This window comes from Kosakonia sp. CFBP8986 (genome assembly GCF_034044935.1).
Taxonomy (GTDB): Bacteria; Pseudomonadota; Gammaproteobacteria; order Enterobacterales; family Enterobacteriaceae; genus Kosakonia; species Kosakonia cowanii.
In genome coordinates this window covers 460,196-473,910 of sequence record NZ_JAXCXB010000004.1, presented here as the reverse complement: position 1 = coordinate 473,910, position 13,715 = coordinate 460,196, and the positions used below count along the sequence as shown (strand labels likewise).

Here is a 13,715-nt window from a genome sequence, read left to right as displayed (position 1 = left end):
AGTAAAATGAAGTTTGTAGATGAAGCTACGATTCTGGTCGTAGCGGGTGATGGCGGTAATGGCTGCGTAAGCTTCCGCCGCGAAAAGTATATCCCGAAAGGCGGCCCTGATGGCGGTGACGGTGGCGACGGTGGTGATGTCTGGCTGGAAGCGGACGAGAACCTGAATACCCTGATTGACTACCGTTTTGAAAAATCCTTCCGTGCAGAACGTGGGCAGAACGGCCAGAGCCGTGATTGCACCGGCAAACGCGGGAAAGATATTACGGTGAAAGTGCCGGTTGGTACGCGTGTGATCGACCAGGGCACCGGCGAAACCATGGGCGATATGACCAAACATGGTCAGCGCCTGATGGTCGCGAAAGGCGGCTGGCACGGTCTTGGTAACACCCGTTTCAAATCCTCGGTAAACCGTACTCCGCGTCAGAAAACGATGGGTACGCCGGGCGATAAGCGCGATCTGCAGCTGGAGCTGATGCTGCTGGCAGATGTCGGGATGCTGGGGATGCCGAATGCCGGTAAATCCACCTTTATCCGCGCCGTCTCTGCAGCGAAACCAAAAGTGGCGGATTATCCGTTTACCACGCTGGTCCCGAGCCTGGGCGTTGTTCGTATGGACAATGAGAAGAGCTTCGTGGTTGCCGATATTCCAGGGCTGATTGAGGGTGCGGCTGATGGCGCTGGCCTCGGTATCCGCTTCCTGAAACACCTTGAGCGTTGCCGCGTGCTGCTGCACCTCATCGACCTCGATCCGATCGACGGTTCCGATCCGGCAGAAAACGCCCGTATCATCGTCGGCGAGCTGGAAAAATACAGCGAGAAGCTGGCTGCCAAGCCGCGCTGGCTGGTATTTAACAAGATCGACCTGATGGATAAAGACGAAGCAGAAGCGAAAGCGAAAGCGATCGCCGAAGCGCTGGGCTGGGAAGATAAGTTCTACCTGATCTCTGCTGCCAGCCAGCAGGGCGTCAAAGACCTGTGCTGGGATGTGATGACCTTTATCATCGAAAACCCGATTGCGCAGGCGCAGGAAGAGCAGCAGCCGGAGAAAGTCGAGTTCATGTGGGATGATTATCATCGCCAGCAGCTCGAAGAGGCCGAAGCGACAGAAGAAGATGACGAAGAGTGGGATGACGACTGGGACGAAGACGACGAAGAGGGTGTCGAGTTCATCTACAAACGTTAATCTCTGCTTCCTCCCCGCTCAGGCGGGGAGAAGAGATAAAAAAATGCCGGGTCAGCATGATGCTTCCCGGCATTTTTTATTAGTTGTTCTGATAGATATCTTTGTAGAGCCGGCTTTCGAAACGCACCAGCGGAATACGGCGATTGCGCTGATCGGCCGGTTCAACCGCATACCCCGAGAGATACTGCACAAACGCCATTCGCTGACCGCTGGCGGTGGTGATAAACCCTGCCAGGTTATAAACACCCTGCAGCGAGCCTGTTTTGGCTGATACCTTACCGTCGACGCCCGCTTCGTGCAGCCCTGCGCGGTATTGCAGCGAGCCGTCATAGCCTGCCAGCGGCAACATTGAGATAAAGTTAAGCTCGGTATCATGCTGGGCGATATATTGCAGCACCTGCATCATGGTTGCCGGTGCGAGCAGGTTATGGCGCGAGAGGCCGGAACCATCCGCAATAATGGTGTTGCCCAGATCGACCCCGGCCTGCTGGCGCAGGATCTGCCTGACCGCATCCGAACCCGCTCGCCAGGTGCCCGGCACGCCAAAGCGCGCATGGCCAATCATGCGAAAGACGGTATCCGCAATCATGTTGTCGGACTTCTTCAGCATGATCTTCAGCAGATCGTGTAACGGCGCGGATTGTTTACTGGCGATAACGGTACCGGGCTGATTGACCTGCGTCTGGCGCAGCAGCGTGCCGGTATAGGTAATGCCCGCCTGCGTTAGCTCCTGCTTGAGAATAGCCCCTGCATAGCTGGCACCATCCTGCACGGCGAAGGCGAGCGGCAACGGATCGGCGCGCTGAGGCAAACAGCCTGTTAACGTGAACCGATTGAGATCGCCCGGCACCACATCCAGTTCGCAATATTGTGCTTCCGACGACCCGCGCGCCAGCGTGCGTACCTGGCTGAACATGTTCACTGGATAGTAAGAGGCGACCCGGATGTAGGCCAAATCACCCGCGTTTTGCGCGCTATACAGCGAAATGGAAAAACAGTTGCGATCGATGATGGCAGCGGCGGGCGGCGCACTAAAGCACTGCGTCATATCGTTCCACGGCCAGCCCGGTGCTTTGTCATGACTGGCGAAGATCGAGGTATCGATCAGCACGTTGCCATCGATTTTTTGCACGCCTGATTTTTTAAGCGTTGCGACCATATTGCGAATATCCTGACGTTTTAGCGTCGGATCGCCACCAAATCGTGCAACTAAGTCGCCTTTTAGCATACCGTCGTCGACAGAACCTTTGCTTTCCAATGTGGTTGTAAAGCGAAAGTCCGGCCCCAGTTGTAGGAGTGCAGCCAGCGCGGTGATCACTTTCTGGGTGCTCGCCGGCAACGCCATCTGTTTGGCGTGATAATCAATTTCGGGAGCCTCGGCGCCGACCTTCTGTACCATCAACGCCAGGTTGGCACCATCCGGAAGCTGGTTGATGTACTCGTCGACATTCGCGGCCTGAACATTCAGGGCTATACTGGTGGACAATCCGATGATAAAGCTGGGAAATCGCATAATCTCGCGCTAACAAGCTGGAAACAGGCCGACATACTACGGCGCATCGACCCGGAAAGTAAACGATGACCCACGGTGAACTTCCGGTTAAAATACGTATCAAATTGAAAAATTGCGCTGACCTGGGGCTTTGTCTCCGGGTCAGTTTTCTTTTGCTCCTGCCCGGCTGTTTACGCCTGAATGCGGGGAGGTAACGCTGACGGGGTGGGGGACTACTCCTAACAGGAATGTTTAAGAGGTATAACAAATGCAAGCTATTCCGATGACCCTACGTGGTGCAGAAAAACTGCGCGAAGAACTGGAGTTTTTAAAAACCGTTCGTCGCCCTGAAATCATCGCCGCTATTGCGGACGCCCGCGAGCATGGCGATCTCAAAGAGAACGCTGAATACCACGCCGCGCGTGAGCAGCAGGGCTTTTGTGAAGGCCGCATTAAAGATATCGAAGCGAAACTGTCGAATGCGCAGGTTATCGATATCTCCAAAATGCCAAAAAATGGCCGCGTCATTTTCGGTTCCACGGTCACCGTGCTGAACCTGGATAACGACGAAGAGCAGACTTACCGCATCGTTGGCGATGACGAAGCCGACTTTAAGCAGAATCTTATCTCGGTGAACTCGCCTATCGCACGAGGCCTGGTGGGGAAAGAGCAGGATGATGTGGTTGTCATTCGCACCCCTGGCGGCGAAGTGGAATATGAAATCATCAAGGTGGAATATCTTTGATTGCAGCGTCAGCGTTAATTGTTGACAGATTGTAAAGATAAGAAAAAGGCCGCATTGCGGCCTTTTATGAACTCCAGGAGCGTGGCATTTTGCTCATCTGCTGGCGGAAACCCCTCGTTTTACACTGATTTTGTGTTCAACTCAGGATATCCTTTAGCGCGGCAGCGAAATTTTACGCTCTGCGGTCGGGCGATAAAGCACCAGCGTTTTGCCGATGACCTGGACATTACAGGCACCGGTTTCGCGAACGATAGCTTCCACGATCAAGGTTTTAGTTTCTCTCTCTTCAGAGGCGATCTTCACCTTGATAAGTTCATGGTGCACAAGCGCTTGTTCAATCTCGGCCAGTACCCCTTCGGTCAAACCATTGTTGCCAAGCATAACTACCGGCTTGAGCGGATGTGCCAGACCTTTCAGGTGCTGTTTTTGTTTAGTACTCAGATTCATCGTATATTTTGCTTACGTTGGGATTGAAAACGGGTCATTCTACCGCCATCTCCTCTGTATCGCCAAATTGCGCGTCGAAATTTCTCGGTGTCGCCGATGAAACCGGATGGAAAGTTAAATGACAGGTAAAAAGCGTTCTGCCAGTTCAAGCCGCTGGCTTCAGGAACACTTTAGCGATAAATATGTTCAACAGGCGCAGAAAAAAGGGTTACGTTCCCGTGCCTGGTTTAAACTTGATGAAATACAGCAAAGTGACAAGATTTTTAAACCGGGGATGACCGTGGTTGACCTGGGTGCTGCACCCGGTGGATGGTCGCAGTATGCGGTCACACAGATTGGTGGGAACGGGCGCATCATCGCGTGCGATCTTTTACCGATGGATCCAATCGTCGGCGTAGACTTCCTTCAGGGCGATTTTCGTGATGAATTAGTTCTGAAAGCGTTACTGGAACGTGTTGGTGACAGTAAAGTTCAGGTTGTCATGTCAGATATGGCGCCTAATATGAGCGGAACGCCAGCGGTTGATATTCCCCGCTCTATGTATCTGGTAGAGCTGGCGCTGGAGATGTGCCGCGATGTGTTAGCGCCAGGCGGTAATTTTTTAGTGAAAGTGTTCCAGGGCGAAGGTTTCGATGAGTACCTTACGGAAATTCGCTCCCTGTTTACGAAGGTTAAAGTGCGTAAACCGGACTCTTCGCGTGCTCGTTCGCGCGAAGTGTATATTGTAGCGACCGGGCGAAAATGATACCCCGTTGATTTCGGCCTTCGGTTTGAATGAAACGGGATATGTTGTATCCTGCCGCTGTTTTTAACACAGTTGTAATATGAGGTTAATCCCTTGAGTGACATGGCGAAAAACCTAATACTCTGGCTGGTCATTGCCGTCGTGCTGATGTCAGTATTCCAGAGCTTTGGGCCCAGCGAGTCAAATGGCCGTAAGGTGGATTACTCTACCTTCCTGCAAGAGGTCAACCAGGACCAGGTTCGCGAAGCGCGTATCAACGGACGTGAGATCAACGTTACCAAGAAAGATAGTAACCGTTACACGACTTACATCCCGGTCAACGATCCTAAACTGCTCGACAACCTGCTGACCAAAAACGTCAAGGTTGTGGGTGAACCACCTGAAGAGCCGAGCCTGCTTGGTAACATCTTCATCTCCTGGTTCCCGATGCTGTTGCTGATTGGGGTATGGATTTTCTTCATGCGCCAGATGCAGGGCGGCGGTGGCAAAGGCGCCATGTCGTTCGGTAAGAGCAAAGCGCGCATGCTGACTGAAGATCAGATCAAAACCACTTTTGCCGACGTCGCGGGCTGCGATGAAGCGAAAGAGGAAGTGGGCGAGCTGGTTGAATATCTGCGTGAGCCGAGCCGTTTCCAGAAACTGGGCGGTAAAATCCCAAAAGGCGTCCTGATGGTCGGCCCTCCGGGTACCGGTAAAACGCTGCTGGCGAAAGCGATCGCTGGCGAAGCGAAAGTGCCGTTCTTTACGATTTCCGGTTCTGACTTTGTTGAAATGTTTGTCGGCGTGGGTGCATCCCGCGTACGCGACATGTTTGAACAAGCCAAGAAAGCTGCACCGTGCATCATCTTTATCGATGAGATTGACGCCGTTGGCCGTCAGCGTGGCGCAGGTTTAGGCGGTGGTCACGATGAACGTGAGCAGACCCTGAACCAGATGCTGGTTGAGATGGATGGTTTCGAAGGCAATGAAGGCATCATCGTTATTGCTGCGACTAACCGTCCGGACGTACTGGACCCGGCGCTGCTGCGTCCAGGCCGTTTCGACCGTCAGGTTGTCGTTGGGTTGCCGGACGTTCGCGGCCGCGAGCAGATCCTGAAAGTCCATATGCGCCGTGTACCGCTGTCGCCGGATATTGACGCTGCGATCATCGCGCGTGGTACTCCGGGCTTCTCCGGTGCGGATCTGGCCAACCTGGTCAACGAAGCTGCGCTGTTTGCTGCGCGCGGTAACAAACGCGTTGTCTCGATGGTTGAGTTCGAAAAAGCGAAAGACAAAATCATGATGGGTGCGGAACGTCGCTCCATGGTGATGACGGAAGCGCAGAAAGAGTCTACCGCGTATCACGAAGCGGGCCATGCGATTATCGGTCGTCTGGTGCCGGAACACGATCCGGTACATAAAGTGACGATTATTCCGCGCGGTCGTGCGTTGGGCGTAACCTTCTTCCTGCCGGAAGGGGATGCGATTAGCGCCAGCCGTCAGAAGCTGGAGAGCCAAATCTCTACGCTGTATGGCGGCCGTCTCGCAGAAGAGATCATCTATGGTGTTGAGCATGTTTCTACCGGTGCGTCGAACGATATTAAAGTCGCGACCAACCTGGCACGTAACATGGTGACGCAGTGGGGCTTCTCGGACAAACTGGGTCCGCTGCTCTACGCCGAAGAAGAGGGCGAAGTGTTCCTCGGACGTTCTGTCGCGAAAGCGAAACATATGTCTGATGAAACTGCGCGTATTATCGACCAGGAAGTGAAAGCGCTGATTGAACGTAACTACAATCGTGCGCGTCAGATCCTGAACGAGAACATGGATATTCTCCATGCGATGAAAGATGCTCTGATGAAATATGAGACCATCGACGCACCGCAGATTGATGACCTGATGTCTCGTCGTGATGTACGTCCGCCAGCGGGCTGGGAAGATCCAGGCGCGAATAACTCTGACAGTAACGGTACCCCACGCGCGCCGCGTCCGGTTGATGAACCGCGTACGCCGAACCCGGGCAATACCATGTCAGAGCAGTTTGGCGACAAATAAGCTTTCTGCAGTTGATGAACTGTTTGTAACGAAACCCTGGGGCCTGCTCCGGGGTTTTTCTTTTCTGTTCAACCGTAATACCTTCAGGGACTTCAGTCATGAAACTTCATGCCCAGGGCTCCACACTTGAGCTGTCTCATCCCCACGTGATGGGGATCCTCAACGTCACGCCGGACTCCTTTTCTGACGGCGGCAGCCACAACACGCTGATTGAGGCGGTCAAACACGCCAACCTGATGATTAACGCAGGGGCGACCATTGTGGATATCGGCGGTGAATCTACGCGGCCCGGTGCCGCTGAAGTGAGTGTTGATGAGGAGCTGGCGCGCGTTATCCCGGTTGTGGAAGCGATAGCGCAGCGCTTTGAAGTGTGGATCTCAGTTGATACCTCGAAGCCTGAAGTGATCCGGGAAGCGGCGCGGGCGGGCGCGCACATCATCAATGATATACGCTCTTTGACGGAGCCCGGCGCGCTTGAAGCAGCGGCACAAACCGGATTGCCTGTCTGCCTGATGCATATGCAGGGTCAACCGAAGACGATGCAGGAAGCGCCAAAATATGAGGACGTCTTTGCCGACGTAAACCGCTTTTTTGTGAAAAATATTGCGCGCTGCGAACGTGCAGGGATCGCAAAAGAAAAATTGTTGCTCGACCCTGGGTTCGGTTTCGGTAAGAATCTCTCCCACAATTATGCGCTGCTTGCCCGATTAGGCGAGTTTCACCACTTCGGTTTGCCGTTGTTGGCAGGAATGTCGCGTAAGACGATGATCGGCCAGTTATTAAATGTCGGGCCCACAGAGCGGTTAAGCGGCAGTCTGGCATGTGCAGTGATTGCTGCGATGCAGGGTGCGCAGATTATTCGTGTCCATGACGTAAAAGAAACGGTAGAAGCTATGCGGGTGGTGGAAGCCACACTGTCAGCGAAGGAAAATAAACGCTATGAGTAATCGTAAATATTTTGGCACTGATGGCATTCGTGGCCGTGTTGGCGACGCACCTATCACCCCGGATTTCGTTCTGAAACTGGGCTGGGCGGCAGGCAAGGTGCTGGCGCGTCACGGCTCACGTAAAATTATTATCGGCAAAGATACCCGCATCTCGGGCTATATGCTGGAATCGGCACTGGAAGCCGGGCTGGCCGCAGCCGGTCTCTCTGCTTCCTTTACCGGTCCGATGCCGACCCCTGCTGTCGCTTACCTGACACGTACTTTCCGCGCGGAAGCGGGGATTGTGATTTCTGCTTCCCATAACCCGTTCTATGACAACGGGATCAAGTTCTTCTCCATTGACGGCACTAAACTGCCGGACGCTGTTGAAGAGGCGATTGAAGCGGAGATGGAGAAAGAACTGACCTGTGTTGACTCTGCCGAATTAGGTAAAGCGAGCCGTATCGTCGATGCCGCTGGCCGTTATATTGAGTTCTGCAAAGCGACCTTTCCGAATGAGCTAAGCCTCAACAGCCTGAAAATTGTGGTGGATTGTGCCAATGGCGCGACATACCACATCGCCCCGAATGTCTTCCGCGAACTGGGTGCTAAAGTCATTGCGATTGGCTGCGATCCGGATGGCGTCAACATCAATGAAAAATGTGGTGCGACGGATGTGAAAGCGCTGCAAGATCGTGTTCTGGCAGAGAAGGCAGATCTGGGCATCGCTTTTGACGGCGACGGCGATCGCGTGATCATGGTTGACCACGAAGGTAATAAAGTCGATGGCGACCAGATTATGTATATCATCGCGCGTGAAGGCCTGCGTCAGGGGCAGTTGCGCGGCGGTGCTGTCGGTACGCTGATGAGCAACATGGGTCTCGAACTGGCGCTCAAGCAACTGGGCATCCCGTTTGCGCGCGCGAAAGTGGGCGACCGCTATGTGCTGGAAAAAATGCAGGAGAAAGGGTGGCGCATCGGTGCAGAAAACTCAGGCCATGTGATCCTGCTGGATAAAACCACCACGGGTGACGGGATTGTTGCCGGGTTGCAGGTAGTTGCGGCAATGGTGCGTAACCATATGACGCTGCACGACCTTTGCAGCGGCATGAAGATGTTCCCGCAGGTTCTGGTGAATGTGCGCTTTACCGCCGGTAATGGCGATCCGCTGGAAGATGAGAACGTTAAAGCCGTGATGGCAGAGGTTGAAGCGACGCTGGGGAACCGTGGTCGCGTGCTGCTGCGTAAGTCCGGCACTGAGCCATTAATCCGCGTGATGGTCGAAGGCGAAGATGAAGCGCAAGTTACCGCGCTGGCAAATCGCATCGCCGATGCGGTTAAAGCGGTTTAACGATTCGGTAAGTGGCTAAAAAGGCAGCTTTTGCTGCCTCTTTCTTCACCATAATGCACGCTTTTGCTGTTTTTTTCCGCACTTGATAAAAAGCGTCAAAATTGCCCTTGCGAAGGTCATTCGCTTTGGTTAGTATTCACACCCGCTTCAGTGGGAAAGCATGAAACATCCCGCGTTATTGGTTTGAAGCATTGGCTGCGGCAACCCCGCAAGGAACAGGTTGATTATGTACGAAGCTCTTTTAGTAGTTTTCCTTATTGTGGCTCTGGCTCTTGTAGCTCTGATTATGCTGCAGCAAGGTAAAGGCGCTGACATGGGAGCCTCCTTTGGCGCTGGCGCGTCCGGTACGCTGTTCGGTTCAAGTGGTTCTGGTAACTTCATGACTCGTGCAACTGCTGTGCTGGCAACACTGTTCTTTATTATTAGCCTTGTGCTGGGCAACATTAACAGCAATAAAACCAATAAGGGAAGCGAGTGGGAAAACCTGAGCGCACCGGCCAAGAGTGAACAGACTCAGCCAGCAGCGCCGGCGAAGCCGACCAGCGATATCCCGCAGTAAGTTGTGAAGAAGTAAGTCGTGCCGAGGTGGTGGAATTGGTAGACACGCTACCTTGAGGTGGTAGTGCCCAATAGGGCTTACGGGTTCAAGTCCCGTCCTCGGTACCAATATTCCGAAAGAAAGACATCGAAAGATGTCTTTTTTTTCGTCTGTCGTTTATGTGCCTGAATGGTTTGGCTACTCAACCGACAATAAAAAAGCGCCCGCAGGCGCTTTTTGTATTTCAGTGGCGGCGATTATTTCTTATCGCTGTGCTCCAGGTTTTCAACCTGCGGCAGGCCATTACCTGCGGTGGTGGAGATCAGGCCAGTCTGTACATAGTTGAAGAGCTTGGCGCGAGTATCGGTGATGTCGAGGTTACGCATCGTCAGCTGACCAATACGATCGTCCGGCGAGAATACCGAGTCGCCTTTCTCCATGGTCAGACGCTCTGCCTGGTAGGTCAGATTATCGGAAACCGTATTGAGGATTGAGTAGTCATTCCCGCGACGCAGCTCAAGCGTCACTTCGCCAGTAATAGCACTTGCCACCCAACGTTGCAGAGCATCACGCAGCATCAGCGCCTGCGGATCGAACCAGCGACCCTGATAGAGCAGGCGTCCAAGCTGACGACCGTGAGCATGATACTGCTCAATGGTGTCTTCGTTATGAATGCCGGTCAGCAGACGCTCGTAGGCGATATGCAGCAGCGCCATTCCCGGAGCTTCATAGATGCCGCGGCTTTTCGCTTCGATAATACGGTTTTCAATCTGATCGCTCATGCCCAGACCGTGACGGCCACCAATACGGTTGGCTTCCATCATCAGTTCGACATCGTCACTGAAGGTTTTGCCATTCAGCGCGACAGGGTGGCCCTGTTCAAAACGTACGGTAACTTCCTCAGCCGGAATCTTCACGCTCTCATCCCAGAATTTCACGCCCATAATCGGGTTAACGATTTTGACGCTGGAGTTGAGGAACTCGAGATCCTTCGCTTCGTGGGTGGCACCCAGCATATTGGAGTCCGTCGAGTAGGCTTTTTCGGCCGACATTTTGTAGTCGAAGCCCGACGCGGTCATGAATTCGGACATTTCCTGACGACCGCCCAGCTCGTCGATAAAGTCAGTATCGAGCCACGGTTTGTAGATCTTCAGCTCGGCATTGGTCAGCAGGCCATAACGATAGAAACGTTCGATATCGTTGCCTTTATAGGTGCTGCCGTCACCCCAGATATTGACACCATCCTCTTTCATGGCCGCAACCAGCATGGTGCCGGTTACTGCACGACCGAGTGGGGTGGTATTGAAATAGGTTAAACCGCCGGTAGTGTTATGGAACGCCCCGCACTGAATAGCCGCGATGCCCTCAGCGACCAGCTGTTTACGACAATCGATCAGGCGAGCATTTTCTGCACCGTACTCTTTCGCGCGACGCGGGATCGCCTCATAGTCATCCTCGTCAGGCTGGCCCAGGTTGGCAGTATATGCATAAGGAACTGCGCCTTTCTGACGCATCCACAGCAGCGCTGCGCTGGTGTCCAGACCGCCTGAAAAAGCGATACCAATACGTTGACCTGCGGGAAGATGCTTGAGAATCGTTGTCATAAAAAAATCCCTGCTTGATAGACTGATGGTGAGAGACTTAACAGCCACGCCACGCTATTTGTACCACTCATTCTTACATCTTTAGTGAATGGTTATGCAAAATAAATGAGTTTTCATTTAATCATCTTTTGGCGCGGACCGGAAGAGAGAAGCGCAATTTTCATTGTATAACTGAAAGAAAAAGCGGCATCTGTGCATAAAAACTCTCTTAATAATATGCAACAACGGCGGAGCATGTGATGCTATAGATGAGCGGTTGACACAACGCGATGTTTTTCAATATACTGCAAGCCGGTTTTACGTCCCGTCTTCGGTACCAAATCCCAGCATTATTTGCAAGTTGACGCTCAATCGAGTAAAATTTGCCACGTTTCAGGCGCGGGGTGGAGCAGCCTGGTAGCTCGTCGGGCTCATAACCCGAAGGTCGTCGGTTCAAATCCGGCCCCCGCAACCACTTTCCCTTAGTGTTCTTTTTCAAATATACTGTGAAGACTTAACGCCTTCTTTAGCGGGATTTGAAAAGAGTTCTTCCGGAAGGTTATCCAGGCCGCAGTTGCGGCTATAGGGTTCAGTTATTTAAAGCCCCGATTTATCGGGGTTTTTTGTTATCTGAGTACGAAATAACTGGGCTATATGCCCTTTTTTTATGTCTTGGGGGTGGACTTGTCCACATTAGAGCAAAAATTAACAGAGATGATTACGGCGCCGGTTGAAGCACTGGGCTACGAACTGGTCGGTATCGAATTTGTGCGTGGTCGCACATCTACGCTGCGCATCTATATTGATAGTGAAGATGGCATCAATGTTGATGATTGCGCTGATGTCAGCCACCAGGTCAGTGCGGTACTGGATGTCGAAGATCCCATTACCGTTGCGTATAACCTGGAAGTTTCCTCACCAGGTCTTGAGCGACCTTTGTTTACGGCTGAGCACTACGCGCGCTTTAAGGGCGACGAAGTTTCGCTGGTGCTGCGGATGGCGGTGCAGAACCGTCGTAAGTGGCAGGGCATCATTAAAGATGTCGATGGCGAAATGATCACCGTTACGGTCGAAGGTAAAGATGAAGTGTTCGCCTTGAGCAATATTCAAAAAGCGAACCTGGTCCCCCACTTTTAACAGTCTGGATTGAGGTGAAAGGCCCCCAATGAACAAAGAAATTTTGGCTGTTGTTGAAGCTGTTTCTAACGAAAAGTCGCTTCCGCGTGAAAAAATCTTTGAAGCGCTGGAAAGTGCTCTGGCTACAGCAACCAAGAAAAAATATGAGCAAGAGATTGATGTGCGTGTAAGCATCGATCGTAAAAGCGGTGATTTCGACACATTCCGTCGCTGGCTAATCGTTGAAGAAGTGACGCAGCCGACGCGTGAAATCACTCTCGAAGCGGCACGTTACGAAGATGAGAGCCTGAACCTCGACGATTACGTTGAAGATCAGATTGAATCCGTGACGTTTGACCGTATCACCACCCAAACCGCGAAGCAGGTTATCGTACAGAAAGTACGTGAAGCAGAGCGCGCAATGGTTGTCGATCAGTTCCGCGAACACGAAGGTGAAATCATCACCGGCGTGGTGAAAAAAGTGAACCGCGACAACATCACGCTGGATCTGGGCAGCAACGCTGAAGCCGTGATCCTGCGCGAAGATATGCTGCCGCGTGAAAACTTCCGTCCGGGCGACCGCATTCGCGGCGTGCTGTACGCAGTGCGCCCAGAAGCGCGCGGTGCGCAGCTGTTCGTTACGCGTTCCAAGCCGGAAATGCTGATTGAACTGTTCCGTATTGAAGTACCAGAAATCGGCGAAGAAGTTATCGAGATTAAAGCCGCAGCCCGCGATCCGGGTTCTCGCGCCAAAATTGCGGTGAAAACCAACGACAAGCGTATTGACCCGGTTGGGGCATGCGTTGGTATGCGTGGTGCCCGCGTTCAGGCCGTTTCTACCGAACTCGGCGGCGAACGTATCGATATCGTACTGTGGGACGACAACCCGGCCCAGTTCGTTATCAACGCAATGGCACCGGCTGATGTTGCTTCTATCGTGGTGGATGAAGATAAGCACACCATGGATATCGCTGTTGAAGCGGGCAACCTGGCGCAGGCGATTGGCCGTAACGGTCAGAACGTGCGTCTCGCGTCTCAGCTGAGCGGCTGGGAACTCAACGTTATGACCGTTGAAGATCTGCAGTCCAAGCATCAGGCTGAGGCTCACGCAGCGATTGATACCTTCACCCGTTATCTGGACATTGACGAAGATTTCGCCACTGTTCTGGTCGAAGAGGGTTTCTCAACGCTGGAAGAACTGGCCTATGTGCCAATCAAAGAGCTGCTGGAAATCGATGGCCTGGATGAAGACACCGTCGAAGCGCTGCGTGATCGTGCGAAAAGCGCACTGACTACTCTGGCGCTGGCGCAGGAAGAAAGCCTGGGGAATAAAGAACCGGCTGAAGACCTGCTGAACCTGGACGGTCTGGATCGTGCACTGGCTTTCAAACTGGCTGCTCGTGGTGTTTGTACGCTGGAAGACCTCGCCGAGCAAGGTGTGGATGACCTGAGCGATATCGAAGGGTTAACTGCCGACAAAGCCGGTGAGCTCATCATGGCCGCGCGTAATATTTGCTGGTTTGGTGACGAAGCGTAATAAACTGTAGCAGGAA

Annotated in this window: 12 protein-coding genes and 2 tRNA genes; 11 read left to right on the top strand and 3 right to left on the bottom strand. The window is 53.0% G+C overall.

Features of this window, described 5'->3' with window-relative positions; all coding sequences use genetic code 11:
• Positions 1–6 precede the first annotated feature (6 nt).
• Positions 7–1,185, top strand: a complete 1,179-nt coding sequence (gene cgtA / locus SOM48_RS11820) for an Obg family GTPase CgtA (protein ID WP_124967184.1) — start codon at positions 7–9, stop codon at positions 1,183–1,185.
• A 79-nt stretch (positions 1,186–1,264) separates the two neighbouring features.
• Here the strand turns inward: cgtA and dacB are convergent, their stop codons facing one another.
• The gene (gene dacB / locus SOM48_RS11815; protein ID WP_320511994.1) at positions 1,265–2,698 is read right to left on the bottom strand and encodes a serine-type D-Ala-D-Ala carboxypeptidase; all 1,434 of its coding nucleotides are present in this window, start codon (positions 2,696–2,698) and stop codon (positions 1,265–1,267) included.
• A gap of 247 nt (positions 2,699–2,945) precedes the next feature.
• Between dacB and greA the strand changes: the two genes are divergently transcribed.
• Entirely contained in the window at positions 2,946–3,422 is a 477-nt protein-coding gene (gene greA / locus SOM48_RS11810; RefSeq protein ID WP_023480955.1) for a transcription elongation factor GreA, read from the top strand.
• A gap of 153 nt (positions 3,423–3,575) precedes the next feature.
• Here the strand turns inward: greA and yhbY are convergent, their stop codons facing one another.
• The gene (yhbY, locus tag SOM48_RS11805; RefSeq protein ID WP_042712846.1) at positions 3,576–3,869 is read right to left on the bottom strand and encodes a ribosome assembly RNA-binding protein YhbY; all 294 of its coding nucleotides are present in this window, start codon (positions 3,867–3,869) and stop codon (positions 3,576–3,578) included.
• A 118-nt stretch (positions 3,870–3,987) separates the two neighbouring features.
• Here yhbY and rlmE point away from each other — a divergent pair, with 118 nt between their 5' ends.
• From rlmE to SOM48_RS11775, 6 genes are all read left to right on the top strand, one after another.
• Positions 3,988–4,614, top strand: coding sequence for a 23S rRNA (uridine(2552)-2'-O)-methyltransferase RlmE (gene rlmE, locus SOM48_RS11800; protein ID WP_076769254.1), 627 nt, complete (start codon positions 3,988–3,990; stop codon positions 4,612–4,614).
• 102 nt (positions 4,615–4,716) lie between these two features.
• Positions 4,717–6,648, top strand: a complete 1,932-nt coding sequence (gene ftsH, locus SOM48_RS11795) for an ATP-dependent zinc metalloprotease FtsH (protein WP_054802973.1) — start codon at positions 4,717–4,719, stop codon at positions 6,646–6,648.
• A 98-nt stretch (positions 6,649–6,746) separates the two neighbouring features.
• Positions 6,747–7,595 (top strand): dihydropteroate synthase, encoded by an 849-nt coding sequence (gene folP, locus SOM48_RS11790; protein ID WP_320511993.1) that lies wholly within the window; start codon positions 6,747–6,749, stop codon positions 7,593–7,595.
• Positions 7,588–8,925 (top strand): phosphoglucosamine mutase, encoded by a 1,338-nt coding sequence (gene glmM, locus SOM48_RS11785; protein ID WP_054802975.1) that lies wholly within the window; start codon positions 7,588–7,590, stop codon positions 8,923–8,925. The genes folP and glmM overlap by 8 nt, the downstream gene beginning before the upstream one ends.
• 226 nt (positions 8,926–9,151) lie before the next feature.
• Positions 9,152–9,484, top strand: a complete 333-nt coding sequence (gene secG / locus SOM48_RS11780; protein ID WP_054802976.1) for a preprotein translocase subunit SecG — start codon at positions 9,152–9,154, stop codon at positions 9,482–9,484.
• A gap of 20 nt (positions 9,485–9,504) precedes the next feature.
• A tRNA-Leu gene (locus tag SOM48_RS11775) sits at positions 9,505–9,591 on the top strand.
• A gap of 129 nt (positions 9,592–9,720) precedes the next feature.
• On the opposite strand, the gene argG is transcribed toward SOM48_RS11775, so the two are convergent.
• Positions 9,721–11,067: an argininosuccinate synthase gene (argG, locus tag SOM48_RS11770; protein WP_023481007.1), complete on the bottom strand. Its 1,347-nt coding sequence runs from the start codon at positions 11,065–11,067 to the stop codon at positions 9,721–9,723.
• Between the two features lie 377 nt (positions 11,068–11,444).
• On the opposite strand from argG, the gene SOM48_RS11765 reads away from it, so the two are divergent.
• The 3 genes from SOM48_RS11765 to nusA all read left to right on the top strand — a co-directional run bounded on the left by SOM48_RS11765 (position 11,445) and on the right by nusA (position 13,699).
• A tRNA-Met gene (locus tag SOM48_RS11765) sits at positions 11,445–11,521 on the top strand.
• A gap of 209 nt (positions 11,522–11,730) precedes the next feature.
• Positions 11,731–12,183 carry a ribosome maturation factor RimP gene (rimP, locus tag SOM48_RS11760; protein ID WP_017457352.1) on the top strand — a complete coding sequence of 151 codons (453 nt, stop codon included), beginning with the start codon at positions 11,731–11,733 and terminating at the stop codon, positions 12,181–12,183.
• 28 nt (positions 12,184–12,211) lie between these two features.
• Positions 12,212–13,699 carry a transcription termination factor NusA gene (gene nusA / locus SOM48_RS11755; protein ID WP_023480893.1) on the top strand — a complete coding sequence of 496 codons (1,488 nt, stop codon included), beginning with the start codon at positions 12,212–12,214 and terminating at the stop codon, positions 13,697–13,699.
• Positions 13,700–13,715 lie beyond the last annotated feature (16 nt).

Excerpts from the sequence above, each read along its gene's own strand:
- cgtA (WP_124967184.1), top strand. The coding sequence starts at position 7 with ATGAAGTTTGTAGATGAAGCTACGATTCTGGTCGTAGCGGGTGATGGC.
- dacB (WP_320511994.1), bottom strand. The coding sequence starts at position 2,698 with ATGCGATTTCCCAGCTTTATCATCGGATTGTCCACCAGTATAGCCCTG.
- greA (WP_023480955.1), top strand. The coding sequence starts at position 2,946 with ATGCAAGCTATTCCGATGACCCTACGTGGTGCAGAAAAACTGCGCGAA.
- yhbY (WP_042712846.1), bottom strand. The coding sequence starts at position 3,869 with ATGAATCTGAGTACTAAACAAAAACAGCACCTGAAAGGTCTGGCACAT.
- rlmE (WP_076769254.1), top strand. The coding sequence starts at position 3,988 with ATGACAGGTAAAAAGCGTTCTGCCAGTTCAAGCCGCTGGCTTCAGGAA.
- ftsH (WP_054802973.1), top strand. The coding sequence starts at position 4,717 with ATGGCGAAAAACCTAATACTCTGGCTGGTCATTGCCGTCGTGCTGATG.
- folP (WP_320511993.1), top strand. The coding sequence starts at position 6,747 with ATGAAACTTCATGCCCAGGGCTCCACACTTGAGCTGTCTCATCCCCAC.
- glmM (WP_054802975.1), top strand. The coding sequence starts at position 7,588 with ATGAGTAATCGTAAATATTTTGGCACTGATGGCATTCGTGGCCGTGTT.
- secG (WP_054802976.1), top strand. The coding sequence starts at position 9,152 with ATGTACGAAGCTCTTTTAGTAGTTTTCCTTATTGTGGCTCTGGCTCTT.
- argG (WP_023481007.1), bottom strand. The coding sequence starts at position 11,067 with ATGACAACGATTCTCAAGCATCTTCCCGCAGGTCAACGTATTGGTATC.
- nusA (WP_023480893.1), top strand. The coding sequence starts at position 12,212 with ATGAACAAAGAAATTTTGGCTGTTGTTGAAGCTGTTTCTAACGAAAAG.